Raw genomic sequence first — 22665 nt, 5'->3', positions numbered from 1 at the left:
GATGACCATGGATATTCCCCTGATCGCACCCGACGCCGCCTCAACCAGCGATGAGCCGTGCACACGCCGCATCTGGGAACGACGCACGCGGTATCAGCGCGTCCATCGCGCCTTGACGCCGCTGTTGCGCCGCCCTGGCTTCAGCCTGGCGCTGCTGATCGTCTTGTTCGCTTTATTTGCCGCACTGGCACCTCAGCTGCTCACCAGTTTCGACCCCTACGCCACGGCACCCGCCGACAAGCTCACGCCTCCAAACCTGGTGCATTGGTTCGGTACCGACGAGTTGGGCCGCGACCTGTACACGCGGGTGGTGTATGGCGCGCGCCTGTCGGTGATGGCGGCATTGCTGGCAGTGGCCATCGCCCTGGTGGGCGGCCTTGGCCTTGGCGTACTGGCGGGATTTGCCGGAGGGCACCTGGATGCAGCCCTGATGCGCCTGATCGACGTCTTGCTTGCCCTACCCGGCTTGCTGTTGGCGCTGGCGATCGTCACGGCCATCGGCTTTGGCACGGTGCCCGTGGCCGTTGCGGTGGGTGTCGGGATCATTCCAGGCTTCGCCCGCACGACCCGCGCCGAGGTGCTGCGCATCAAATCGCTGGCGTACGTCGAAGCGGCGCGCCTAGCCGGCGCCAGTTGGACGCGCACCCTGATGCGCCACGTACTGCCCAATGCGTGGGGCCCGGTGGCGGTACTGGCCACCCTGGACTTTGGCGCCGCGATCCTGGCCACCGCTGGGCTCAGCTTTCTGGGCTTCGGCGCAGCGCCGCCCGCTGCTGAGTGGGGCACGCTGATCGCCAACGGGCGCCATTTTCTCGTTACAGCGCCGTGGGTATCCCTGCTGCCGGGGCTGTTCGTGGTGGCCGTGGTGTTCAGCCTCAATCACCTGGCGCGTAGCGCCGAGGAGCATGCCCGATGAGCCAGCAACCCTTGGTCAAGGTGCGCAACCTGACCATCAGCTACGCCGTTGCAGGGCAGCGCACCCAGGCCGTGAGCCAGCTTTCGTTCAGCCTGGCCAAAGGCGAAACACTGGCTATTGTCGGGGAGTCTGGCTCCGGCAAGTCGACCCTCGCCAACGCCCTGCTCGGCCTACTGCCGATCAGCGCCCAGATCGATCAAGGTCAGTTGTGGGTGGACGGGGTCGATGTGGCCCAGGCTGACGAGCGCACCAGGCGCCGCTTGCGTGGGCGCACCATTGCCTTGGTGCCGCAGGATCCAATGGTCAGCCTCAACCCTACCCTGCGCATCGGCCAGCAGATCGGTGAAGCACTGGTGTTGGCCCGAGGCCGTCGTTATCCCGGCCTGGCCACAGACATTCAGGCTCTGCTGGCCCAGGTAGGTCTGGACCAGCCCGCGCAGCGCGCTCGCCAGTACCCCCACGAGTTGTCCGGTGGCATGCGCCAGCGGGTACTGATTGCCATCGCGCTGGCCGGCGAGCCCAAGTTGATCGTGGCTGACGAACCCACCAGCGCCCTGGATGTCACGGTGCAGCGGCGGATCCTCGACCACCTGCAACACCTGACGGCCGAGCGCGGCATCTCGCTGCTAATCATCACCCATGACCTGGGCATGGCGTGCGACCGTGCTGACCGCCTGCTGGTAATGAAGCACGGCAAGCTCATCGAGCACGCCTCGCCCAGGCAGATTCTCTGGGGTGCGCAGCAGCCCTACACCCGTGAACTGCTGGCGGCAGCGCCCGCCTTCGTGTCGCGACGCAGCGCCGTCTTGCCAACCGATAAGCCTCCCCTGCTTCGGCTGCACAACATCTGCAAACGCTTTGTCTTGCCTGGGCAGCCCAGCCCGTTCACCGCCCTGCATGACCTGAACCTTACCGTGCACGCGGGCCAGACCTTGGCCATCGTAGGCGAGTCTGGCTCGGGTAAAAGCACAGCGCTGCGTATTGCTTTGGGGCTGGAAACGCCGAGCCAAGGCCATGTGGAATTGGCAGGGCAACCTGTCAGCGCATTGAGTTGGCAGCAGCTGCGTCCCTTACGCAGGCGCATCCAGCTGGTGCAACAGAACCCGTTTGCCGCGCTGGATCCACGCTTCACCGTGTACGACAGCATCGTCGAGCCGCTGGTGTCGTTCGGCCTGGGCAAAGGTGAGGCACTGGAGCGCAGGGCGCGGGAATTGATCGCCAAGGTGCACCTGCCTGTGCATTTCCTGGATCGCCTGCCGCATGAGCTGTCAGGTGGCCAGCGCCAGCGCGTGGCCATTGCCCGAGCCCTGGCACTGGAGCCGGATCTACTGCTGCTGGACGAACCGGTCAGTGCCTTGGATGTGTCGGTGCAGGCACAGATTCTTGCCCTGCTCTCAGAACTACAGCGCGACCTGGGCATGGCCTACGTGCTGGTCTCTCACGACCTGGCAGTGGTGGCAAGCATGGCCGACCACGTGCTGGTGCTGCAACACGGGCAGGTCGTCGAACAGGGCCCGGCCGCAGAGGTGTTCGGCCGACCCGCCAGCGCCTACACGCGGGCACTGATCCAGGCCATACCAGGGCACTCGCGCAGCGTGCTGCCGGTAGCGATCTGACCACTGCGCCGCGCCCGTCCACTGCACTACCTAACGCCTGTCAAGCCACATGGCTTGGCGTCTTCCCCACTGGAGCAGGAGTATCACCCCAATGACCCTCGAATTCATCGGCCTGATCGGCCCTCAGGAAAGCAGTGAATCGCAAGCGCCCCGTGGCCCGCTTGTCGATCTGGCGTTTATCAAGGCATTCGCCCAGGCGCAGGAATACGCCGGTTTCGACAAAGCGCTGCTGGCGGTCAGCACCAGTGCGCCGGACTCGATGATCCTGGCCAGCTACGTCGCTGCGCTGACCGACCGCATTGGCCTTCTGGTGGCGCATAGGCCCGGTTTTCAGGCGCCCACCTTCGCCGCCCGGCAGTTCGCCACCCTCGACCAATTGAGCGGTGGCCGCGCCGCGATCAACGTGATCACGGGCGGCGACAGCGGTGACCTGCAGCGCGACGGCGACTATCTGGACAAGGATGCCCGCTACGCCCGCACCGACGAGTACCTGGAGGTGATGCACAACACCTGGACGCAGCGCACTGCCTTCGATCATCACGGCACCCATTACCAAGTTGAAGACAACCTCACACTGGTCAAGCCCGTCGGCAAATTACCCGTCTACTTCTCGGGCGCCTCGGAGGCAGCAGTGGAGGTCGCGGCCAAGCACGCCGATGTGTACATGATGTGGGGCGAGCCACTGGCGCAAGTGCGCGAGCGCATTAGACAGGTGCGCAAGGCTGCAGCCCGCTACGGGCGAGAACATCACATTCGCTTCAGCCTGTCGCTGCGCCCGATCCTCGGCGCCACAGAAGCAGAAGCCTGGGCGCGTGCCGAGCGCATTCTGGCCGACGCCCAGAACACTATCGGCATCCGTCAAGGCAACCGCCGCGAAAAGAACTTCGGCAAGAGCAATGCAGGGTCCGAGCGCCTGGTTCAGCTCGCCAAGGAACGCAAAGTGCATGACACCCGGCTGTGGACCGAGATCGCAGCCCTGGGCGGCGGGGCCGGCAATTCCACGTCCTTGGTGGGCACCGCCGAGCAAGTGGCCGAGGCCGCGCTGGCCTACTACGAATTGGGCGTGAGCACGTTCCTGTTTCGGGGGTTCGAGCAGCTGCGCGATGCAGTGGAATACGGCCAGGACCTGATTCCGCGCATTCGTCAGCAGGTGGAGCGATTCGAGGCGCAGCGCCAGACACGCTTGGGCTAGGGTGTACGCGGGTTCGAGCGCTGTCAAACAGTGCCCGACCCGCCTGGGCGTCATCCCATACCCGCGTGTGGGTGTCTGGGGTCTACCGGTTGAACCGCGGGATGGTCAGCCCAAGGCTTTCGCGCAACGTGCTGCCTTCATAAGCCGTGCGATAGATCCCGCGCTCTTGCAGCAACGGTACTACCTGCTGGGTAAAGCGGCGAAATTGCCCAGGGTGCCCAATGTAGATGTTGAAACCGTCCAGGGCCCTGGCTTCGAACCACTCGGCCATCTTGGCCGCTACGGTCGAGGGCGACCCCACGAACGCGCCCGGGCGCAGCTGACGCCCGAATTCCACCGCCTGGCGCAAGCTGAAGCCTTTCTCACGGGCTTGGTCGGCAATGCGCTTGGCGTTGGTGTAAAAACTGCTGCGCGCGTAGTCCAGACTCTGCTGCGGGAAGGGTGCGTCCAGGTCGTACTGACTGAAATCATGCCACCCAAAATTGCGCCCGAACTCTTTGAGGGCCAGTTCGAAGCTGTGGTCGACCTGATGGTAGTGACGTTCGATCTCTCGGGCAGCTTCGTCGGTATCGCCTACGTAGATCTCCGCCCCCGGCAGCACCAGCAATTGCTCCGGGTCCCGCCCCAAGCGCTGGGCACGGCCCTTGATGTCCCGGTAGAACGCCTGCCCCTGCTCGATGCTGGCGGCGTGGGTGAATACCACATCGGCAGTGGCGGCGCCCAGGTCGCGGCCCTGCTCGGAATCGCCCGCCTGGAATATCACCGGCTGCCCCTGGGGCGAGCGCTGAATGTTCAAAGGGCCCTCGACCGAGAAGTGTTCCCCTTTGTGATCCAGACGATGCAGCTTCGAGGGGTCCAGAAAACGGCCACTGGCCCGCTCGCGTGGGAAGGCATCCTCCTCATAGGAATGCCACAGGCCTTGCACCACCTCTACATGCTCCTGGGCGCGGGCGTAGCGGGTGTCGTAGTCATAGTGCTCATCCAGGCCGTAGTTGCCTGCCGTGCCGGCATCGCCGCTGGTGACCACGTTCCAGCCGGCTCGGCCTTTGCTGATCAGGTCCAGGGAGGCGAGCCGGCGGGCGACGTTGAATGGCGCGTTGTAGGACGTGGTAAGCGTGCCGACCAGGCCGATGTGGCGAGTGCTGACCGCCAGCGCGGACAGAAGCGTCAGCGGCTCCAGGCGATTGAGGTAGTGCGAGGGTGAACCTTCGGTGATGAACTGGCTGTCGACAATGAACATCAGGTCGAACAGCGCGGCCTCTGCCTGACGAGCGATGTCGATGTACCAATCAATATTGACGCTGGCGTCTGCGGGCAGCTCGGGGTCAAGCCACAGGTTATGCCGCCCCGGACCACCGCATCCCATGGTCAGCGCGCCGAGTTTGATCTGTCGTTTGCTCATGGGGAACCTTCAGTCAATTGCGGTCGAAGCGTGGCCCGCCAAGGCCGCACCAAACGAGGTGTCGAACAGGTCTGCCGCCGGATAGGCCTTGATCAGGCCCAATCCTGCGAAGAACTCCACGGTTTTCTGCGCGTCGGCGATCACCTGCTGGTCCAGTGGCGCAAGGTCAGTGCGCGCGCGGGCGAACCATACGCGGGCGATGTCTCGATCGGCGCGGGTGCGCTGAGCCCAGGCGTCGGCATAGGCTTCGGTATGGGCAGGGTCGCTCAGAGCCCACTCCCGGGCTTTTTTCAGGCGCTCGAGGAAGTCGGCTATCTGCGCACGCTTGTGCTCCACGGCCTGGCTGTTGGCGACCACGAAACTTTGCGCCGGTATCACACCCTCGGCGGTAGCCAGTACCCGAGCACCTTGGCGCTCCTGCTGGGTGACATAGGGCTCCCAGGTAGCGATCACATCCACAGCTGCGCCATCCAACGCATGGGAGGCGTCCAGTGCACTGAGGTAGCGCAGCTGGAGGGTATCGCGGGGCACGCCGGCCTTGTCCAAGGCACTGAACAGCAGTTGCTGGCTCCACGAACCTTTCCAGATTGCGGCGCGTTTGCCGCGTAGATCCTGGAGGCTACGTATCGGCGAGTCCTTGCGCACCAGGATGGCCACCCCCGCAAGGTTCTGCCGACTGACGGCGATCACCTTGATCGGCGCCCCCAGGGCGCCCAGAAACAGCGGCGGCGCATCGCCGAGCAAGCCGATGTCCAGACTGCCAACATTGAGCGCCTCGGCCACCGGCGAGCCTGCGGTGAACTGCTTCCACTCCAGTGAATAGGGCAGATTGTCCAGCACGCCGGCGGCTTCCATGACGGCGCGGGCGTTGTAGCTCTGATCGCCCACGACCAGCGCCTGGGCAGCGGCGGCGAGGCTGAAGGTTGTGGCCAGCACGGTGGCTGTCAGGTGTTTGAGATAGCGCACGTTCGTCTCCGTAGACCCATTAGGGGATGTGAGGCGATCCGCGCGTGCGGTCTGGCCGGTGGTCAGGTTATAGCTTCAAAGCATTAACATTCAGTTTTTTATAATCTAATGCGCAAATATCAGCTTGTGAAATGCGCTTTAGGCATAACCTCATGCAAGATTCATCTTTTGCGCAAGCGCAAACCCCCTAATCTTTATATTCTCAATTTACATATTAGGTTATTACTATTTTGCATTTTGCGAATATATTACCGATTTGTTAGGGTCTTTCAAATCCTGGACCACCGAGCCTGACCCATGCCCCACCCCCTTCGCCCGGAGCGCCTGCGCCGCTTTATCGACCAATTCGCCACATTGCTCGACCAACAGCCTGACGAGATAACCCTGCTTGATCGGGGCAAGCATCTGCTGGCTGAATTGGTAGTCCATGACGACTGGCTGCCAGTCGATCTTGCCCAACCCGATCCAGAGCGTTATCAGCAATACCTGCTGCACTGTGACTCACGCCAACGCTTCTCGGTGGTCAGCTTCGTCTGGGGCCCCGGGCAGCGCACCCCCATCCATGACCATCGCGTCTGGGGCCTGATCGGCATGCTGCGTGGCGCTGAGCTCGCTCAAGGCTTCGCGCGCGGTGCATACGGTGCGTTGCAGACCGAGGGCGCGCCGGTACGCCTAGAGCCTGGCCAGGTCGAAGCGGTATCGCCGGCCCTTGGGGACATCCATCAAGTCAGCAATGCCTTCGCCGACCAGGTGTCGATCAGCATTCACGTCTACGGCGCCAACATCGGGGCCGTCACGCGCGCCGTGTACACCGTGGACGGAAGCGAAAAACCCTTCATCTCCGGCTACTCCAATGCCCACCTGCCCAATATCTGGGACCTGTCCAAAGAGAACCCTGCCCGATGAGCACCGTCAGCACACGCCACTACCAAGACATCCGCCGTGCCCTCCTGGCGCAAGAAGAGCTAGCCCTGATCGACGTGCGCGAAGAAGCCCCCTTTGCCCAAGCCCACCCCCTGTTTGCGGCCAACATTCCCCTGTCAAAACTGGAGTTGGAAGTGCTGGCCAGAGTGCCGCGGGCAGACACCGCCATCACCGTATACGACAACGGCGAGGGCCTGGCAGCAGAAGCCTTGCAGCGGCTACGGTCACTGGGCTACAGCGACGTGGCGCTTCTTGAAGGGGGACTGGCCGGCTGGGAGGCTGCAGGTGGGGAGCTGTTCCGCGACGTGAATGTACCAAGCAAGGCCTTTGGTGAACTGGTGGAAAGTGTGCGGCACACGCCATCGCTGAGCGCCGAGCAGGTACAGGCGTTGCTGGAGCAAGAAGCCAACGTGGTGGTGCTGGACGCGCGCCGCTTCGATGAATACCAGACCATGAGCATCCCGGGCAGTGTCAGCGTACCTGGCGCCGAGCTGGTGCTGCGGGTGGCTGAGCTGGCACCGGACCCGAGCACCCAGGTGATCGTCAATTGTGCTGGCCGTACTCGCAGCATCATCGGCACTCAATCATTGGTCAATGCGGGCATCCCCAACCCCGTGGCAGCGCTGCGCAACGGTACCATCGGCTGGACGCTGGCGGGCCAGCAGTTGGCCCACGGCCAGCAGCGACGCTTCAGCGAAGTCGAGGCAGGCACCCAGGCCCAGGCTGGAGTCAAGGCTCGCGCAGTGGCCGACCGTGCCGGTGTCCTGAGGATCGACCGCGCCGGGCTTGCCCAATGGCAGGCTGATACCAGCCGCACCACTTACCTGTTGGATGTGCGCACGCCCGAGGAATATGGCTCAGGCCACCTGCCAGGTAGCCGCTCGGTGCCAGGTGGCCAGCTGGTACAGGAAACCGACCACGTCGCCAGTGTACGTGGCGCGAGAGTCGTGCTGGTCGATGACGACGGCGTGCGCGCGAACATGACGGCCTCGTGGCTGGCGCAGATGGGCTGGCAGGTGGCAGTACTCGACGGTTTGCACGCTGCTGACTTCACCGCCACCGGCCAGTGGCAGCCACCGTTGCCAGCGTTACCACCGGTCAGCACGGTTGAGGTGGAGCAACTGGCAGCCTGGTTGGAAGAAGGCGATACCGTATTGCTCGATTTCACCACCAGCGCCAACTACGTTAATCGCCACATCCCAGGTGCCTATTGGGCCATCCGTGCCCAACTGCCGAAAGTCTTGGAAAACGTGCCACAGGCAAGCCGGTTTGTGCTGACCTGCGGCAGCGGCCTGCTGGCACGCTTCGCCGCCCGTGACCTCGAAGCCCTCACGCGCACGCCCGTCTACCTGCTTGAAGGCGGCACTGCACAGTGGATCGCTGCCGGGAATCCGCTGGAGAGCGGTGAGTCACGGCTTGCCGTGCCGCGTAGCGATCGCTACCGACGACCTTACGAAGGCACGGACAATCCCCGGGAGGCCATGCAGGGATATCTGGATTGGGAATTTGGCTTGGTCGATCAGCTCGGCCGCGATGGCACCCACCGTTTCAGGGTGGTTTGATTTACCGCAGGCATTGGCCTGCAGCCTGTGCCCTCGTAGGCTTGCACCGGGTACAGGTAGCGCAGCAGCTAAACGACACGTGTTCACCGGCTGCTGTCAGTCAAAAAGAGGCGCCACCTGCTCAATGTTGCCTGATGGCCCTGCCATCAGCGCACGCTTACAGCTACCGCGTAGTTGGCCACTTCTGGTGAAGCGGCCATTGGCCCGTCACAATGCAGCGAACAGGGTCAACTGCGCTCCAGCGCACTCACCAGGTCATGAAAGGCTTCGCGATTGGACTCATTCAAGCCCATCAGAATACGGTGCGCTTCCAACACCTTGGCGCGCACCACCTCCTCGTTCTGATCCTGGGATGGCAGGTCGGACAGGCATTCGGGGCATGGGATGGGGCGGTCGACGATGTTGAACACCTGATCGAACCCCATCGATTGCAACAGGCGGGAAATATCCGGGTTGGTAGTCACGACGGTCGGCAGCAGACCCACTTTCTGTCGCGACAGGATCGACAACTTGGCGAGCAAGCCAAGGGTGGTGCTGTCGATGCTTTCGGTTTCGGTCAGGTCGATCACGATGGTCGAGAAATTCAGCGCGGTGAATATTCGCTCGATCGTTGCATCGAGCGCCGAACACAAGGTCAGGCGCACTTCACCGACGAACTTCAGTACGAAGGTACCGTCCTGCTCGGCGAACTGGATTCTACCGGTACTCATTGAAGGTTCCTGCTCAACACCAATAGGGCGATATCATCCGGCATCTCCCCTAGCGTAGCCAATCCAAAACGTTGACGCAGCCCATCCAGGCTACCCTCTGCCGCCCTGACGATTTCAGGCAACGCGGCTTCTTTATCTTTGAGCGTATCACCTGGCAAAAGGTCCAGGATGCCATCGGACATCAGGCTCAGGCTAAAACGCGGTGGCAGTTCGATCACCAGGTCCTGATAGCGGGCCTCCTCGAACAGCCCCACCGGCAAGCCGCGGCCTTCAAGGTAGCGGGTGTGCTCGGGCGTGTGCAGCACCGGCAGCGGCAAGTGCCCGCCTACGGCATAGGTCAGCAACCCGGTGTCCTCATCGATCACCCCGCCCACCATGGTCACGTGCTTGCCCAGCTTGCAGTTGATCAACCCACGGTTGATGTGGCTGAGTACTTCAGAAGGCTGGAACTCGCGCATGTTTTTGCCACGCTTGAATTCGAACAGAAGGCGGGTGGTCATGAACTTCAGCAGCACGGTGACAAAGGCCGAAGAAGCGCCGTGCCCGGACACGTCGGCCAAGTAAAAAACAATGCGCCGCTCATCCACACGGAAGTAGTCGGCGAAGTCACCTGACAGATACAGCGACGGGATGATCTGGTGCTCGAAGGCAAAATCACCCACATGCCAAGGGCTCTGGGGCAACATGTTCATCTGCACTTGCCGACCGGCGGTCTGGTCTTCCTGCAACAGGTGCAGACTGGCCTCCAGTTCGCGGTTGGCAGCCTCGAGCTTCTCGCGGTAGCGCTGGTTTTCCAGCACAAGGTGGGCGCGATCCAGCGCACGGCGCACCGAGTGCTCCAGCACCGCCAGGTCTTCGAGTGGCTTGATCAAGTAGTCCGCAGCGCCCAGGCGCAATGCATCCACCGCATCGGCCATGACACCGGCACCCGACACCACGATCACGGGTAACTGCGGTGCACGCGCGCTGATCTGACGAATTAGTTCGAGCCCGCCCATTTGCGGCATGCGCAAATCGCAGATCACAAGATCAGGCTGGTGTTCTTCGAAGACCTGAAGCCCCTGCTGGCCATTGCCAGCCTGGAGAACGCTGAAGCCACTGTCTTCAAGATACGCGGCGAGGCTTGCACGGACCACGTCGTCGTCATCGATGATCAGCAGCGTTGCACTGGTTTTCTGCATGTGGGCGAACGGCGCCGATTGGGGTTTGTGCAGCGAGCCGGTAAGGCAGACCAACAGCTGCGGGAATTCTTAACAGGTCGCAGGCTCTTTGCAGTTGTAGGGCAAGAAGGCCTACCCGGCAACTGAGAGATATGCGGTGTAAGGCGCAGACGGTACTCCCATCCGCCAGGGGTTTCAAGCATCGAACGGTACGCTTGAGCGGCTTTACAGGGCAAATCACCGAGACTTATAAGAAACCTTCACGATGTAACCTCACAGGAAGGATGCAGCATGCTCGATACCGCCACCAGCCACAGCGAGAAACGCGATTTCATCCGCATGCGCATCGACACGCCGGTCACCCTGGTGCACGAGGGTAACGTCATCGCCGCCGTGTGTCTCGACCTGTCCAGTAGCGGGATGCAAGTAAAAGCCCCTCAGCCGTTCCAGGTCGGGGATCGGCTGGAGGTGCGCCTGGAGTCTGATCACCCGTCGCTCGAAGGCTTGCACGCCACGGCGGAAGTGGTGTGGATCGCGGCCCAGGCGGATGGGCAGCATACGTTCGGGCTGCGCATCCTGGCCATGCGGTAGGGTTAGAAATCGTCCTCGACTTCGCCGTCGCGCACCTTGAACTCACGGTTCTGCAGGTAGGCGTTGCGAATGAAGATGTATTTGTCCCCCTGAATCAGCTTCTCGGCCGGCAGCAGGCTCGCACGGGTATCCACCACATCCAGGGCGAAGGCCGAGTTGCGGGTAGGGACATGGTCCACGTAGCGATAAGGCCGGGTGAAGGTGTCCGGGTACTTGGCTACGCCATCGCGCACGGTGCTGGGGCCGAGCAACGGAATGACCACGTACGGGCCGCTGGGTACACCCCAGTAGCCCAGGGTCTGACCGAAGTCTTCATCGCTGCGCTGCAGGCCCATCTTGGTGCCGACATCGAAGAACCCCGCCAGGCCGAAGGTGGTGTTGACGATCAGGCGCGCCGTGTCCACCCCTGCCGCATGGGGCTTGAGCTGCAGGACGTTGTTGGCCAGGTTGGTCACATCGCCCAGGTTGCGGAACATATTGTGAATGCCGTCTTCGAGAAACTGCGGCGTCACGGTGTCGTAGCCCTTGGCGAGCGGCTTGAGCGCGTAGGTATCGAGGGTATCGTTGAAGCGGAAGATCGGGCGATTGACCGCTTCCCAGGGGTCTTCTTCGGTCGCGGCCTGGGTAGCCGCCACGGGCGCCAGCAGCATGCTGGCGCATACACAGGCCTGGGTGACTCGTTCGATCACACTGGCACCGATCCTACGCATAGTGTTTCTCCATCAGGATTATCGGCCGCAAGCGCAACGGGCGCGCTGCTGTAGTGCGGCAGTATAGAGTTTTGCAGGCCGATAGACAGCTTTCGGCAGCCATGAAGTTTAATGTGACCAAGTGTTGCGTCAGTCGTGCTACGCGATGGCTGCAAGATTCAGCGGAAAAGCCATTGGTCGCCTGCCTTGTGGATGAAAATCATCGCTTGGCAGTTGATACGCGAGAAATACAGACACAGCCCAGCGGCTGCCAGTCATGCAAATCCAAGGCGAAGGGTTTACGCTCAATACAGGCCAGAACCTTTGCCGCCTCGCTGAGGTCCATGGCTTGCCAAACCCATGATGGAGAATTGCCAATGCCTGCCCGCGAATTGCAAGAGCGCCTCAACAGCCTGCGCGAGCAACTGGATCGCAACGTGCCACTTTCGGACGAAGAGCTGGCTGCGCTCCACGAAGAAGCGCGCCAGATCGAAGCGCAACTGAAGCTGGAAAACGCCACGCCTGACAACAACCTGGCCGACGGTGTGAACCTCGCCGTGGAGCGATTTGAAGCCGACCACCCTGACCTGACGGCCACCCTGCGCAGCATTGCCAACTCGCTGCACAGCATGGGTATCTGAAACATACCGCTCGGGCTGCTGCGCGCCCAGCGCAGCGCAGTGGCCTGTCTTGACCCGCACTCAGGCCAGAGGCGAACAGCACATGGCCTGCTGTCAGGATCGGCTGCAGTTCAACGCAGGCGCACCTCTGCGGCGGTCACTGCCTGGCCAGCCGCCCATTGTTCACGACGATTTCCCCCATGCTGCGGTAGGGGTTGATGTCCAGCCCACCTCGGCGCACATACCGGGCATAAACGGTCAAGTGCTCAGGCTGCACTAGATTTTTCAGGTCCAGATAGATGCGCTCCACGCATTGCTCATGGAAGTCCGCATGCTGGCGGAAGCTGATGAGGTAGGTCAGCAGGCTGGCATGATCAAGCGCGCTGCCTTTGTAGGCCACTACCACACTCCCCCAGTCAGGCTGTCCGGTGACCGGGCAGTTGGACTTGAGCAAATGGCTGTGCAGCGTCTCTTCGACCACCTGATGGGCATCGCATTGCAACAGCTCCGGTTGCGGCTGCGCATAGTTGGAAATAGCCACGTCCAGCCCATCGATGCAGGTGCCTGGCAAAGCGACCACGCCTTGGGCCTCAACCTCTTCCAGCGTTTTGACCTTGACCCCTACCGCCTTGCCGGCGGCCGCCGAGAGATCCCTCTCAAGGCACGCCTGCAACGGCTCAATGCCCGCAAAAACGGTCTGGTTCAACGAGTTCAGGTAAAGCTTGAATGACTTCGATTCGATGATGTTGGGCGAATCAGCCGGGATGGCGAACTCGCCTATGGCTACCACGGGCTTGCCCGAGGGCAGCAGCCAGGACAGCTCGAAGCAATTCCAGTAATCCACACCTTGCCACGGTAGCGTCTGCGCGGTGACACCCAGCTCCGCCCACTTGGCGGTGCGTGGGATCGGGAACAACAGCTCCGGGGAATAGGTGGCGACGTATTCACTGGACTTGCCCAGCGGGGAGTGTTCGGCGGCAGGGTGCATTGGAACTGACCTGAAAGTGTGGAGTGGACGCTAGCGTTCGTACGGTGCGCGCCCCCATTCTGGGGCAATCGTGTCGTGTACAGGATGACGCGTAGGGCGCCCAGTCTACCCTTTTGCTTGCCGCCTTGCAGCGCCACTCATTCGATGATCAGCGGCCCCACCATGCCCGCTTGGTAATGGCCTGGCACATTACAGGCGAATTCGATGGGTGCAGAGGCCTTGAAGGTCCAGGTCAACTCGGCGCGCTGGCCAGGCATCACCAGCACCGTGTTACCGCCGCCATGCCCATGGCCTGCGCCATGATCATGTCCGCTCATGGCGCCATGCCCCATGCCCTGTTCGCCTACGGCCGCAGTGAACAGCTCGCCTTGCATGGCAATCATCTGCTTCTGGTGTTCGGCATGCATGGCCTTGTCACCCAGGTTGAACTCGTGGGGCAATTGCCCTTCGTTGATCAACACGAAGCGCACCGTCTCACCCGCCTTGACAGTGAGGCTGGCGGGCTCGAAGGCGATGTCCTTGAGCCTCACCTCGACCGTGCGGGTGGCTTTTTCGGCTGGCGCAGGCTCACCGAAAGCCAGTGTATGGGCGGTGCCTGCCTGAGCAAGACTACTGGCCAGCGTCAGTGCGCAGGCAAAGATAAAGCGAGACATCGGGGTTTCCATTCGTTGGATTGAACAGCGCGATGTTAAGCCCATGCGACTGCCATGAACCTGACCGCTGCATTACAAGCCTGTCAGTTTGGCCGAACGCCGCGCAGGTCACGTATGATCCTGGCACCTGTGCGCCGGCTGGACTCCACCGCGGCGCCGCATCGCCAGCCGGAGCTTGCCTCAATGAAACTGTTGATCGTCGAAGACCAAGTGCGTACTGGCCAGTACCTGCATCAGGGCCTGAGCGAGGCCGGCTTCACGGTAGAGCTGGCCACCGATGGCGAGACAGGCCAGTTCCTGGCCCTGACGGGCGATCACGATCTGCTGATCCTGGATGTGATGCTGCCAGGGCGCGACGGCTGGCAGATCCTCAAGGCCGTGCGACAAGCCGGTATCGATACGCCTGTGCTGTTTCTGACCGCCCGCGATGCCATCGAGGACCGGGTACATGGCTTGGAACTGGGCGCCGATGATTACCTGATCAAGCCATTCGCCTTTTCGGAGCTGCTGGCGCGTGTGCGCAGCCTGCTCAGGCGCGGGGCTACGCCCAGTGCCGATACCTCGCTGGCGGTGGCGGACCTGCGCCTTGACCTGATTCGCCGGCGTGTCGAGCGCGGCGGCCAGCGCATCGACCTGACCGCGAAAGAATTCGGTTTGCTCGAGCTGCTGTTGCGCCGTCAGGGTGAAGTGCTGTCCAAGGCGCTTATCGCGTCCCAGGTATGGGACATGAACTTTGCCAGCGACACCAACGTGATCGAAGTGGCCATTCGGCGACTGCGGGCCAAGGTGGACGATGCCTACGACGACAAGCTGATCCACACGGTGCGCGGCATGGGTTATGTGCTGGAAGTGCGTTCATCGTGAGGCGCCGCATTTCGCTGACCAGCCGCCTGGCGCTGCTGTTCGCCGCCTGCACAGCTGCGGTTTCGCTAGGGGCGGGCCTTGTGTTCAATCAGGCCAGCGAGCAGCATTTCATCGAACTCGACCAGCAGTTGCTGGCGTCGCGCCTGTCATTGTTGCGCCGTCACCTCACTGACGTCGGCACACAAGCCGATCTGCAAACCCGCCTGCCTGCCCTGCACGAGGAGCTGAGTCATCAGGCCGACCTGTCCGTGCGGGTCACCTCAGGCAATGGCGCCACCTGGTTCGAGAGCCGCGCTGGCCTCCCCCCTGCGCCCTCCTCCACGGGTTTGAACACGCTGCACGCGCAGGGCACGGACTACCGTAGCCTTGCTGTGGCGCTGATGCCCGGCAGCGCCTCACCGCACCTTGTGCTGTACCTTGACATCACCCATCACCAGCATTTTCTGCAAGGCATGCAGCGTCTGGTCTGGCTGACAGTCGGGCTGTCGGCGCTGGTCACCGCCCTGCTGGGCGGCTGGGCAGCACGTAGTGGCCTGCGCCCCTTGAGGCAGATGGGGCGCATCACCGCACGCGTCTCTGCCCGCTCGCTCACCACTCGCCTACCTGTGGAGCAGATGCCTGCCGAACTGGCCCAATTGGCTGACAGCCTCAATGCCATGCTGCAGCGCCTGGACGATGCGTTTCAGCGCCTGTCGGCGTTTTCGGCCGATATCGCCCATGAACTGCGTACGCCGCTGTCCAACCTGCTGACCCACACCCAGGTCACCCTGACTCGTCCACGCAGCCTCGACGCCTACCGGGAGGCCTTGCATGACAATCTCGAAGAGCTGCAAGCAATGGCGCAGATGATCAATGACATGCTCTTCCTGGCCAAAGCCGACCAGGGGCTATTGGCACCCGGTGACACTCCACTGGCGCTGCATGATGAAGTGGATTCGCTGTTGGAGTATTACGCCCTGGCGGCTGAAGAAGCGGCCGTGCAGCTGACACGAGAGGGGCAAGCGTGGCTGCCCGGCGACCGGACCATGCTGCGCCGGGCACTTTGCAACTTGCTCGACAACGCCTTGCGCTTCACGCCGGCGGGCGGACAGGTGCGGATCACACTGGCGGCAGGGCCGAGCATTACCGTGGCCAACACCGGCAGCGCCATCGAGGCGACGGCACTGCCACGGCTGTTCGATCGTTTCTACCGGGTAGACCCTTCCAGGCATGACGGCGGCGAACACGCCGGCCTGGGCCTGGCGATCACGCAGTCGATCGTGCAGGCCCATGGCGGGCGGATTCAGGTGGCGAGCGAGTCCGACTGGACCCGCTTCACGCTGGACTTCACAGGCCGGTAAAGGCTCCGTCAAACCGCCAAGCCAATGGCCGGTTGTACCTGGGAAGCCCGGTAGGCTGGGTAGAGGGTAGCCAAGAAGCTCATCACCAGCCCCGCCGCGCAGATCATCACCACGTCCCCGCTTTGCAGCTCCGATGGCAGGCTGCTGATGAAGTACACGTCGGAGGTGAAGATATGCTGACCGCTGATCCGCTCCAGCCAGCCCACGATCTGGCTCACGTTGAGCGCGGCGATCACCCCCAGCACGCCGCCGATCAGCGTGCCGACCACGCCAATCAAGCTGCCCTGGACCATGAACGTACCCATGATCTGCGCAGGCGTTGCCCCGAGGGTACGCAGGATGGCGATATCCGGCCCTTTGTCGTTTACCACCATGACCAAGGTGGCGATGATGTTGAACGCGGCCACGGCAATGATCATCAGCAGCAACAGGCCGATCATGGTCTTTTCCATCTTCATGGCGCTGAACAGGCTACCTTGAGTATGGGACCAGTCATCTGCCCGATAGCCCTCACCCAGCTGCGCTGCGATGGCCTTGGACACCTGCGGGGCGGCGTACAGGTCATGCAGTTTCAGCCGCACACCCTGCACCTGGCCGGGCGCCCAACGCTGCATGCTCGCGGCATCGGCCATGTGAATGTAGGCCTGGGAACCATCGAGTTCGGCGCCCACCTTGAAGATGCCCACCACGGTCAAGCGCTGCATGCGTGGGGTGATCCCGCCAGGCTCGCTGCTGATCTCCGGCACGATCAAGGTCAGTTTGTCCCCGGTATTCAGCCGAAAGCGGCGGGCCGTCAGCTCGCCGATCACCACGCCAAACTCGCCCGGCTGCAAGTCCTGCAGGCGGCCCTGAACGATGTGCCGCCCTACGATCGACACCTTGTTTTCCTCGGCCGGGTCGATACCGCCAACCTGAATCGGCTGCATGGCGCCCTTGTAGGACAGCATGCCTTCCATTTCGGTGATCGGGGCCGCGGCAACCACGGCAGGGTTTTTCATGGCCGCATCGGCCACCTGCTGCCAGTTGTCCAGCGGCTGCTGGCCCAGGATGGCCGCGTGGGGTACCAGGCCCAGGATGCGCGAGCTCATTTCGCGCTGGAAGCCGTTCATCACCGACAGCACCACGATCATGGCCAGCACGCCCAGGGACAGGCCGATCATCGAGGTCATGGAGATGAACGAGATGAAATGGTTGCGACGCTTGGCCCGGGTATAGCGCGCGCCGATGAAGATGGGCAGGGGTCTGAACATGTGCGGATACACCCAATCAAAACAGGTCGCGGGATGAAAGGGTCACCCCGCTCGGTCGGTCAGATCGCCACCAGGTGGCCATTGTCGAGTTTCAGTACACGGTCCATCTGACGCGCAAGGCTCAGGTCGTGGGTCACCACCAGGAACGCCGTGCGCGAAGCGCTGGACAGTTCCTGCATCAACTCCTGGATGCCCTGTGCAGTATGGTGATCGAGGTTCCCGGTGGGTTCGTCCAGCATCACCAGGCCTGGGCGGTTGACCAGCGCACGTGCGATGGCCACTCGCTGACGCTCGCCGCCAGACAGCTCGGCCGGCTTGTGATTGAGGCGATGCCCCAGCCCAACGCGTTTGAGCAGCGCCTCGGCACGTTCACGCGCCTCTGGAATAGCCGTACGGCCTATCAGCAGTGGCATGCACACGTTCTCGAGGGCCGTGAATTCGGGCAGCAGGTGATGAAACTGGTACACGAAGCCCAACTCGCGGTTGCGCAGCAGGCCCCGGGCGCGCTCGCCCAACGCCGACAGCTCTTCGCCGGCCAGCCAGACACTGCCCCGGGTGGGGCGATCCAGGCCGCCCAGCAGGTTGAGCAAGGTGCTTTTGCCCGACCCCGAACTGCCGACAATGGCGATGCGCTCGCCGGCGTGCAGTTCCAGGTTCAGGCCAGACAAGACCTGCACCGACTCGGGGCCCTCATCGTAGGACTTGCCCAGGTTGCGGCAACTCAGAACGGCTTTATCACTCATGCGCGACTCACTCATAACGTAACGCCTCTGCCGGCTGGGTGCGTGCCGCACGCCAGGCAGGGTACAGGGTGGCGAAGAAACTCAGGACCAATGCCGCACCACAGACCATGTACACATCCTGGGCCTGGATCTGCGAGGGCAGGTAATCGATGAAATACACGTCGGCGTTGAGGAATTTGTGGCCGATCAGGTGCTCGATACCGGCGATGACCGTGCTGACGTTGAGCGCCGCAATGATGCCCACCACGGCCCCGATCAACGTGCCCACCACACCGATCACAGTGCCCTGCACCATGAAGATGAGCATGATTTGCCCAGGGGTGGCGCCCAACGTGCGCAGGATGGCGATGTCCCCCCGCTTGTCGTTGACCACCATCACCAGTGTGGAAATGATGTTGAACGCGGCAACCGCGACGATCAGCAGCAACAGCAGGCCGATCATGGCTTTTTCCATGCGAATGGCCTGGTAGAGATTGCCATGGGTACGGGTCCAGTCGCGGCTATAGAAATCCTGGTCACCCAGTTGTTGGGCGATGTCGTAGGCCACGCGCGGGGCCTGGAACAGGTCATCGAACTTCAAGCGCAGGCCCTGCACCTGGTCGGGCTTCCAGCGGTGCAGGCGCGACAGGTCGGCGATGTTGGTCAGCCCCAGGTAACCGTCGATCTCGCCGGCCCCCACATGGAAGGTGCCCACCACGGTGAAGCGCTTCATGCGCGGGAACATGCCGGCCGGCGTGACGCTGACCTCCGGGGCCACGAAGGTGAGTTTGTCGCCTACGGCCACACCCAACTTGGCCGCGGCCTTGTCACCGATCATGATGCCCCACTCGCCGGGCGCCAACTGGTCCAGCCGGCCCTGCTGGACGAAGTTGTCGATGATCGACACCTCCCGTTCCCGGGCCGGATCGATGCCGTTGAGCAGGACCTTCTGCACCTTGCCGTCATGGGTGAGCAGACCCTGCATCTGGGTGAAGGGCGCGACCGCCACCACCTGCCGATTCTGCTTTACTTGTTCGGCAAGGGCAGGCCAGTCGGCGATGGGCTGGCCGCTCTCGAGCGTGGCGTGAGGGATCATGCCCAACACGCGGGTGCGCATCTCGTGGTCGAACCCGTTCATCACCGACAGCACCACGATCATGACTACCACGCCCAGGGCGAGGCCGATCATCGAGGTCAGGGAAATGAACGAGACGAAGTGATTGCGACGTTTGGCACGGGTATAACGCGTGCCGATGAATGCGAAAAGAGGTCTGAACATGTCGGGGCTTGTTCGGATGGAAGGGAACGTCCTTGTGGCGAGGCGCCTATGGCGGCTTTACACTCGGACCACCGCCGCTACCATGGGTTCGCCATGACGACATTAGACGAAGAAGATCGCCGCGAATACTACCGCATCGCCGATCGGATCGCACTTCAAATCAGCCCATTGAGCGCGGCCGAAGCCCTGGATCCAGATGTGTTGCAGGATGATTCCCCGCTGTTCAATCTGCTCAGCGAGCTGCACCTGGCCGACTTCGAGGCCCAGCACCTGCTGCGCCAGCTCAGCGACAAGGACCGCACCCTTGCAGCGTTTTTGCGGGTACAAAACAAGCGCCTGGACGTGCTCAGCGCCGTGGTCGCCCATACCCTGCTGGGCGAGGTAGGCCAGCCGCAGGCAGTCGTGGTGTCCGAAGGTGGCCTGGAGTGCATCCAGCCAGAGCCCTTTGCACAGGGTACCCAGGTGAAGGTACAAATGGTGCTGATGCCGCGCGCCCACGGCCTGCTGTTGCGCGGCAAGATCGCCCATTGCGAGGCCAGGCCCCAGGGCGGCTTCGAGGTCGGCATCGAATTCATCGACATGGTCGATGCCCAGCGCCAACTGCTTGCCCGCTACATTCTGCAACGCCAGCAACAGCAAAGACGCCAGCAACTGGAACAGAACGCCCCATCACCCTGACTCATTTTCTCACTGAAGGAACGAACGTGACCCTGATCTACGGCCATCGCGGCGCCAAGGGCGAAGCACCCGAGAACACCCTGAACAGCTTCCGCCAGTGCCTGTCCCACGGCATCATGCGCTGCGAGCTGGATCTGCACCTGTCGGCCGACAACCAGCTGATGGTGATCCATGACCCTACCCTCAAGCGCACCACCGGCAAGCGCGGCAAGGTGGTCGAGCACCCGGCCGAAGACCTGGTCAAGCTCGACGCACGTCAGGGTGGCCCGGGCTGGGTCCAGCCCTGCCCCATCCCACGCCTGGAAGAGCTGTTCGAGAAGTGCCCGTTCGAGCACTGGCAGCTGGAAGTCAAGAGCGCCTCGCGCACCCGCGCAGCCACTACGGTGCTGGCCATACGCGAGCTGGCCCAGCAGTTCGGCTTGCTGGACAAGGTGACGATCACCTCAAGTTCACGCGAAGTGCTGGGCGCCGCTCAAGAATTGGTGCCGGACGTGCAACGCGGCCTGGTGGCCGAATACGCCTGGCTCGACCCGCTGAAGGTTGCACAGAATTATGGTTGCCAGATGCTGGCACTGAATTGGACGTTGTGCACCCCGGAACGCCTGCAAAAAGCGCAGAAGCAGGGTTTGCACGTATCGGTATGGACGGTCAACGAGCCGGCGCTGATGCGCAGGCTCGCTGATTTTGGCGTGGACAGCCTGATTACAGACTTTCCCGGTTTGGCCAGGACCACCCTCGGGCAGGGTTGAATTCGGTCTCTCCGACCGGCTCAGGCCACCGGTCGGAGCCGCTCAAAAAAGCCGGTTCAGACCGTCATAGGCCGCTACCCGATAGGCCTCTGCCATGGTCGGGTAGTTGAACGTGGTGTTCACAAAGTACTTGAGGTTGTTCAGCTCGCCTGGCTGGTTCATCACTGCCTGGCCGATATGCACGATCTCGGATGCCTGGTAGCCGAAGCAGTGCACACCCAGCACCTGCAGGGTCTCGCGGTGGAACAGGATTTTCAGCATGCCCTGGGGCTCACCGGCGATCTGCGCCCGGGCCATGCTCTTGAAGAAGGCCTTGCCCACTTCATAGGGCACCTTGGCCTGGGTCAGTTCCTGCTCGTTCTTGCCGATCGAGCTGATCTCCGGAATGGTATAGATGCCCGTCGGCACATCGTTGACGAAACGCCAGCTGCCGTTGTCGACGATGCTGCCTGCGGCCGAGCGGCCCTGGTCGTGCGCGGCACTGGCCAGGCTCGGCCAGCCGATCACGTCGCCTGCGCCGTAGATATTCGGCACGCTGGTGCGGTAGGCCTCGTCCACTTCGATCTGACCGCGGCTGTTGACCTTGATGCCGATGTTCTCCAGCCCAAGCTTGTCGGTATTGCCGGTCCGCCCGTTGCACCAGAGCAAGGCATCGGCCTTGATCTTCTTGCCCGACTTCAGGTGCAGGATGACGCCGTTGTCCAGGCCCTCGACCCGCTCATAATCTTCGTTGTGGCGCACGGTGATGTTGTTGTTGCTGAAGTGGTAGCTCAGGGCCTGGGAGATTTCCGAATCCAGGAAACTGAGCAGTTGCCCTCGGTTGTCCACCAGCTCGACCAGCACACCAAGGCCGCTGAAGATCGAGGCGTACTCGCACCCGATCACGCCGGCGCCATACACAATCAGCTTGCGCGGGGTGTGGCTGAGGCTGAGGATGGTGTCGCTGTCGTACACACGCGGGTGGTTGAAGTCGATGTCTGCTGGTCGGTAGGGGCGCGAACCGGTGGCGATGATGATGTGCTTGGCGTTGAGTTTTTCCACCACGCCATTGGGGCAGACCACTTCGACGGTCTGCTCGTCAGCGAAGCTGCCGGTGCCGAAGAACAGGTCGACGCGGTTGCGGGCGTAGTAGCCCGTGCGCGAGGCCACCTGCTTGGCGATGACCTTTTCGGCGCTCTTGAGCACGTCCGGGAAAGAGAACCAACGCGGCTCGCCGATGGCGCGGAACATGGTGTTGGTGTTGAACTGCATGATCTGCCGCACCGAGTGACGCAGTGCCTTGGACGGGATGGTGCCCAGGTGGGTGCAGTTCCCCCCGACCTGGCGACGGGTGTCGACCATTGCCACCTTGCGCCCTGCTTTGGCGGCGTTCATTGCCGCACCTTCCCCGGCCGGGCCGGAACCCAGCACCACTACGTCGTAGTTGTAGACAGCCATGCGTACTCCTTCAGAACTGGCCCGCAAGCCACGGTCGCTTGCGGCGCACGATCATGCCGCCTCGGCGCCATGAGAAAAATCGGGTGCAGTCTAATCAAGCGTGAACGGCGCGCACATTAACCCTTGGTCGCGTCGTAGGCCAATTTCGCCCGCACTACATAAAGCACCGTCTCCCTGGCGGCAATCATCCTTGTCCACGCTTTCGACCACCTTGCACTGCCTGCTCAGACGGAAAAACCGCCCAGGCACCTGCGAAACGGCGGTTATTGTCCCTGAAATGTTGCGCTGAGTCACTCGATGACCCCCTGCGCTCTGCTAGGACAAGCGCCCTTGCACGGCAGCGCAAACGAAAACGGG

22 protein-coding genes are annotated in these 22665 nt (G+C 62.4%); 11 read left to right on the top strand and 11 right to left on the bottom strand.

Annotated features, from left to right (window positions below; translation table 11 throughout):
* Position 1 precedes the first annotated feature (1 nt).
* The 3 genes from B2J77_RS07315 to B2J77_RS07305 all read left to right on the top strand — a co-directional run bounded on the left by B2J77_RS07315 (position 2) and on the right by B2J77_RS07305 (position 3724).
* Complete coding sequence (locus B2J77_RS07315) at positions 2 to 916, top strand: ABC transporter permease (protein WP_058639639.1); 915 nt, start codon at positions 2 to 4, stop codon at positions 914 to 916.
* Positions 913 to 2532 (top strand): dipeptide ABC transporter ATP-binding protein, encoded by a 1620-nt coding sequence (locus B2J77_RS07310; protein ID WP_078478274.1) that lies wholly within the window; start codon positions 913 to 915, stop codon positions 2530 to 2532. The genes B2J77_RS07315 and B2J77_RS07310 overlap by 4 nt, the downstream gene beginning before the upstream one ends.
* A 91-nt stretch (positions 2533 to 2623) precedes the next feature.
* Positions 2624 to 3724: an LLM class flavin-dependent oxidoreductase gene (locus B2J77_RS07305; protein ID WP_058639641.1), complete on the top strand. Its 1101-nt coding sequence runs from the start codon at positions 2624 to 2626 to the stop codon at positions 3722 to 3724.
* An 82-nt stretch (positions 3725 to 3806) separates the two neighbouring features.
* Here the strand turns inward: B2J77_RS07305 and B2J77_RS07300 are convergent, their stop codons facing one another.
* Complete coding sequence (locus tag B2J77_RS07300; RefSeq protein ID WP_078478273.1) at positions 3807 to 5126, bottom strand: LLM class flavin-dependent oxidoreductase; 1320 nt, start codon at positions 5124 to 5126, stop codon at positions 3807 to 3809.
* Between the two features lie 9 nt (positions 5127 to 5135).
* Positions 5136 to 6092, bottom strand: coding sequence for an ABC transporter substrate-binding protein (locus B2J77_RS07295; RefSeq protein WP_058639642.1), 957 nt, complete (start codon positions 6090 to 6092; stop codon positions 5136 to 5138).
* Positions 6093 to 6389: 297 nt separating this feature from the next.
* Between B2J77_RS07295 and B2J77_RS07290 the strand changes: the two genes are divergently transcribed.
* Positions 6390 to 6998, top strand: coding sequence for a cysteine dioxygenase (locus tag B2J77_RS07290; protein ID WP_058639643.1), 609 nt, complete (start codon positions 6390 to 6392; stop codon positions 6996 to 6998).
* On the top strand, positions 6995 to 8578 hold the full coding sequence (locus B2J77_RS07285) for a rhodanese-related sulfurtransferase (RefSeq protein ID WP_078478272.1): 1584 nt from the start codon (positions 6995 to 6997) through the stop codon (positions 8576 to 8578). Before B2J77_RS07290 ends, B2J77_RS07285 begins: the two co-directional genes overlap by 4 nt.
* A gap of 227 nt (positions 8579 to 8805) precedes the next feature.
* Here B2J77_RS07285 and rssC read toward each other — a convergent pair whose 3' ends face one another.
* Together rssC and rssB are read right to left on the bottom strand one after the other, a co-directional pair.
* The gene (rssC, locus tag B2J77_RS07280) at positions 8806 to 9288 is read right to left on the bottom strand and encodes an anti-sigma factor antagonist RssC (protein ID WP_058639645.1); all 483 of its coding nucleotides are present in this window, start codon (positions 9286 to 9288) and stop codon (positions 8806 to 8808) included.
* Positions 9285 to 10469, bottom strand: coding sequence for a two-component system response regulator RssB (rssB, locus tag B2J77_RS07275; protein WP_058639675.1), 1185 nt, complete (start codon positions 10467 to 10469; stop codon positions 9285 to 9287). Before rssB ends, rssC begins: the two co-directional genes overlap by 4 nt.
* Before the next feature lie 270 nt (positions 10470 to 10739).
* Between rssB and B2J77_RS07270 the strand changes: the two genes are divergently transcribed.
* The gene (locus B2J77_RS07270) at positions 10740 to 11039 is read left to right on the top strand and encodes a PilZ domain-containing protein (protein ID WP_078478271.1); all 300 of its coding nucleotides are present in this window, start codon (positions 10740 to 10742) and stop codon (positions 11037 to 11039) included.
* Positions 11040 to 11041: 2 nt separating this feature from the next.
* On the opposite strand, the gene B2J77_RS07265 is transcribed toward B2J77_RS07270, so the two are convergent.
* Positions 11042 to 11749 carry a VacJ family lipoprotein gene (locus tag B2J77_RS07265; RefSeq protein WP_058605700.1) on the bottom strand — a complete coding sequence of 236 codons (708 nt, stop codon included), beginning with the start codon at positions 11747 to 11749 and terminating at the stop codon, positions 11042 to 11044.
* Positions 11750 to 12105: 356 nt separating this feature from the next.
* On the opposite strand from B2J77_RS07265, the gene B2J77_RS07260 reads away from it, so the two are divergent.
* Entirely contained in the window at positions 12106 to 12369 is a 264-nt protein-coding gene (locus B2J77_RS07260) for a DUF4404 family protein (protein ID WP_023534264.1), read from the top strand.
* Between the two features lie 136 nt (positions 12370 to 12505).
* Here the strand turns inward: B2J77_RS07260 and queF are convergent, their stop codons facing one another.
* Both queF and B2J77_RS07250 read right to left on the bottom strand, forming a co-directional pair.
* On the bottom strand, positions 12506 to 13336 hold the full coding sequence (gene queF / locus B2J77_RS07255; RefSeq protein WP_058639647.1) for an NADPH-dependent 7-cyano-7-deazaguanine reductase QueF: 831 nt from the start codon (positions 13334 to 13336) through the stop codon (positions 12506 to 12508).
* A gap of 137 nt (positions 13337 to 13473) precedes the next feature.
* On the bottom strand, positions 13474 to 13989 hold the full coding sequence (locus B2J77_RS07250; protein WP_058639648.1) for a cupredoxin domain-containing protein: 516 nt from the start codon (positions 13987 to 13989) through the stop codon (positions 13474 to 13476).
* Between the two features lie 183 nt (positions 13990 to 14172).
* Here B2J77_RS07250 and B2J77_RS07245 point away from each other — a divergent pair, with 183 nt between their 5' ends.
* On the top strand, positions 14173 to 14853 hold the full coding sequence (locus tag B2J77_RS07245; RefSeq protein ID WP_058639676.1) for a heavy metal response regulator transcription factor: 681 nt from the start codon (positions 14173 to 14175) through the stop codon (positions 14851 to 14853).
* Entirely contained in the window at positions 14850 to 16193 is a 1344-nt protein-coding gene (locus tag B2J77_RS07240; RefSeq protein WP_078478270.1) for a heavy metal sensor histidine kinase, read from the top strand. The genes B2J77_RS07245 and B2J77_RS07240 overlap by 4 nt, the downstream gene beginning before the upstream one ends.
* Before the next feature lie 8 nt (positions 16194 to 16201).
* Here B2J77_RS07240 and B2J77_RS07235 read toward each other — a convergent pair whose 3' ends face one another.
* The 3 genes from B2J77_RS07235 to B2J77_RS07225 are packed head-to-tail and all read right to left on the bottom strand — an operon-like array spanning position 16202 to position 19444.
* The gene (locus B2J77_RS07235) at positions 16202 to 17443 is read right to left on the bottom strand and encodes a lipoprotein-releasing ABC transporter permease subunit (protein ID WP_058639650.1); all 1242 of its coding nucleotides are present in this window, start codon (positions 17441 to 17443) and stop codon (positions 16202 to 16204) included.
* A 59-nt stretch (positions 17444 to 17502) separates the two neighbouring features.
* On the bottom strand, positions 17503 to 18186 hold the full coding sequence (lolD, locus tag B2J77_RS07230) for a lipoprotein-releasing ABC transporter ATP-binding protein LolD (protein ID WP_194286099.1): 684 nt from the start codon (positions 18184 to 18186) through the stop codon (positions 17503 to 17505).
* Between the two features lie 7 nt (positions 18187 to 18193).
* Positions 18194 to 19444, bottom strand: coding sequence for a lipoprotein-releasing ABC transporter permease subunit (locus B2J77_RS07225; RefSeq protein WP_058605705.1), 1251 nt, complete (start codon positions 19442 to 19444; stop codon positions 18194 to 18196).
* 93 nt (positions 19445 to 19537) lie between these two features.
* Between B2J77_RS07225 and B2J77_RS07220 the strand changes: the two genes are divergently transcribed.
* Both B2J77_RS07220 and B2J77_RS07215 read left to right on the top strand, forming a co-directional pair.
* Positions 19538 to 20122 (top strand): PilZ domain-containing protein, encoded by a 585-nt coding sequence (locus B2J77_RS07220; RefSeq protein WP_078479401.1) that lies wholly within the window; start codon positions 19538 to 19540, stop codon positions 20120 to 20122.
* Positions 20123 to 20148: 26 nt separating this feature from the next.
* On the top strand, positions 20149 to 20871 hold the full coding sequence (locus tag B2J77_RS07215; RefSeq protein ID WP_058605706.1) for a glycerophosphodiester phosphodiesterase: 723 nt from the start codon (positions 20149 to 20151) through the stop codon (positions 20869 to 20871).
* A 42-nt stretch (positions 20872 to 20913) separates the two neighbouring features.
* On the opposite strand, the gene sthA is transcribed toward B2J77_RS07215, so the two are convergent.
* Positions 20914 to 22308 carry a Si-specific NAD(P)(+) transhydrogenase gene (sthA, locus tag B2J77_RS07210; protein WP_023534167.1) on the bottom strand — a complete coding sequence of 465 codons (1395 nt, stop codon included), beginning with the start codon at positions 22306 to 22308 and terminating at the stop codon, positions 20914 to 20916.
* Positions 22309 to 22665 lie beyond the last annotated feature (357 nt).

The sequence above is a fragment of the Pseudomonas parafulva genome (assembly GCF_002021815.1).
GTDB classification, from domain to species: Bacteria; Pseudomonadota; Gammaproteobacteria; order Pseudomonadales; family Pseudomonadaceae; genus Aquipseudomonas; species Aquipseudomonas parafulva_B.
Note: the sequence above shows the minus strand (reverse complement) of the source record. Positions and strands in the feature narration are given on the sequence as shown.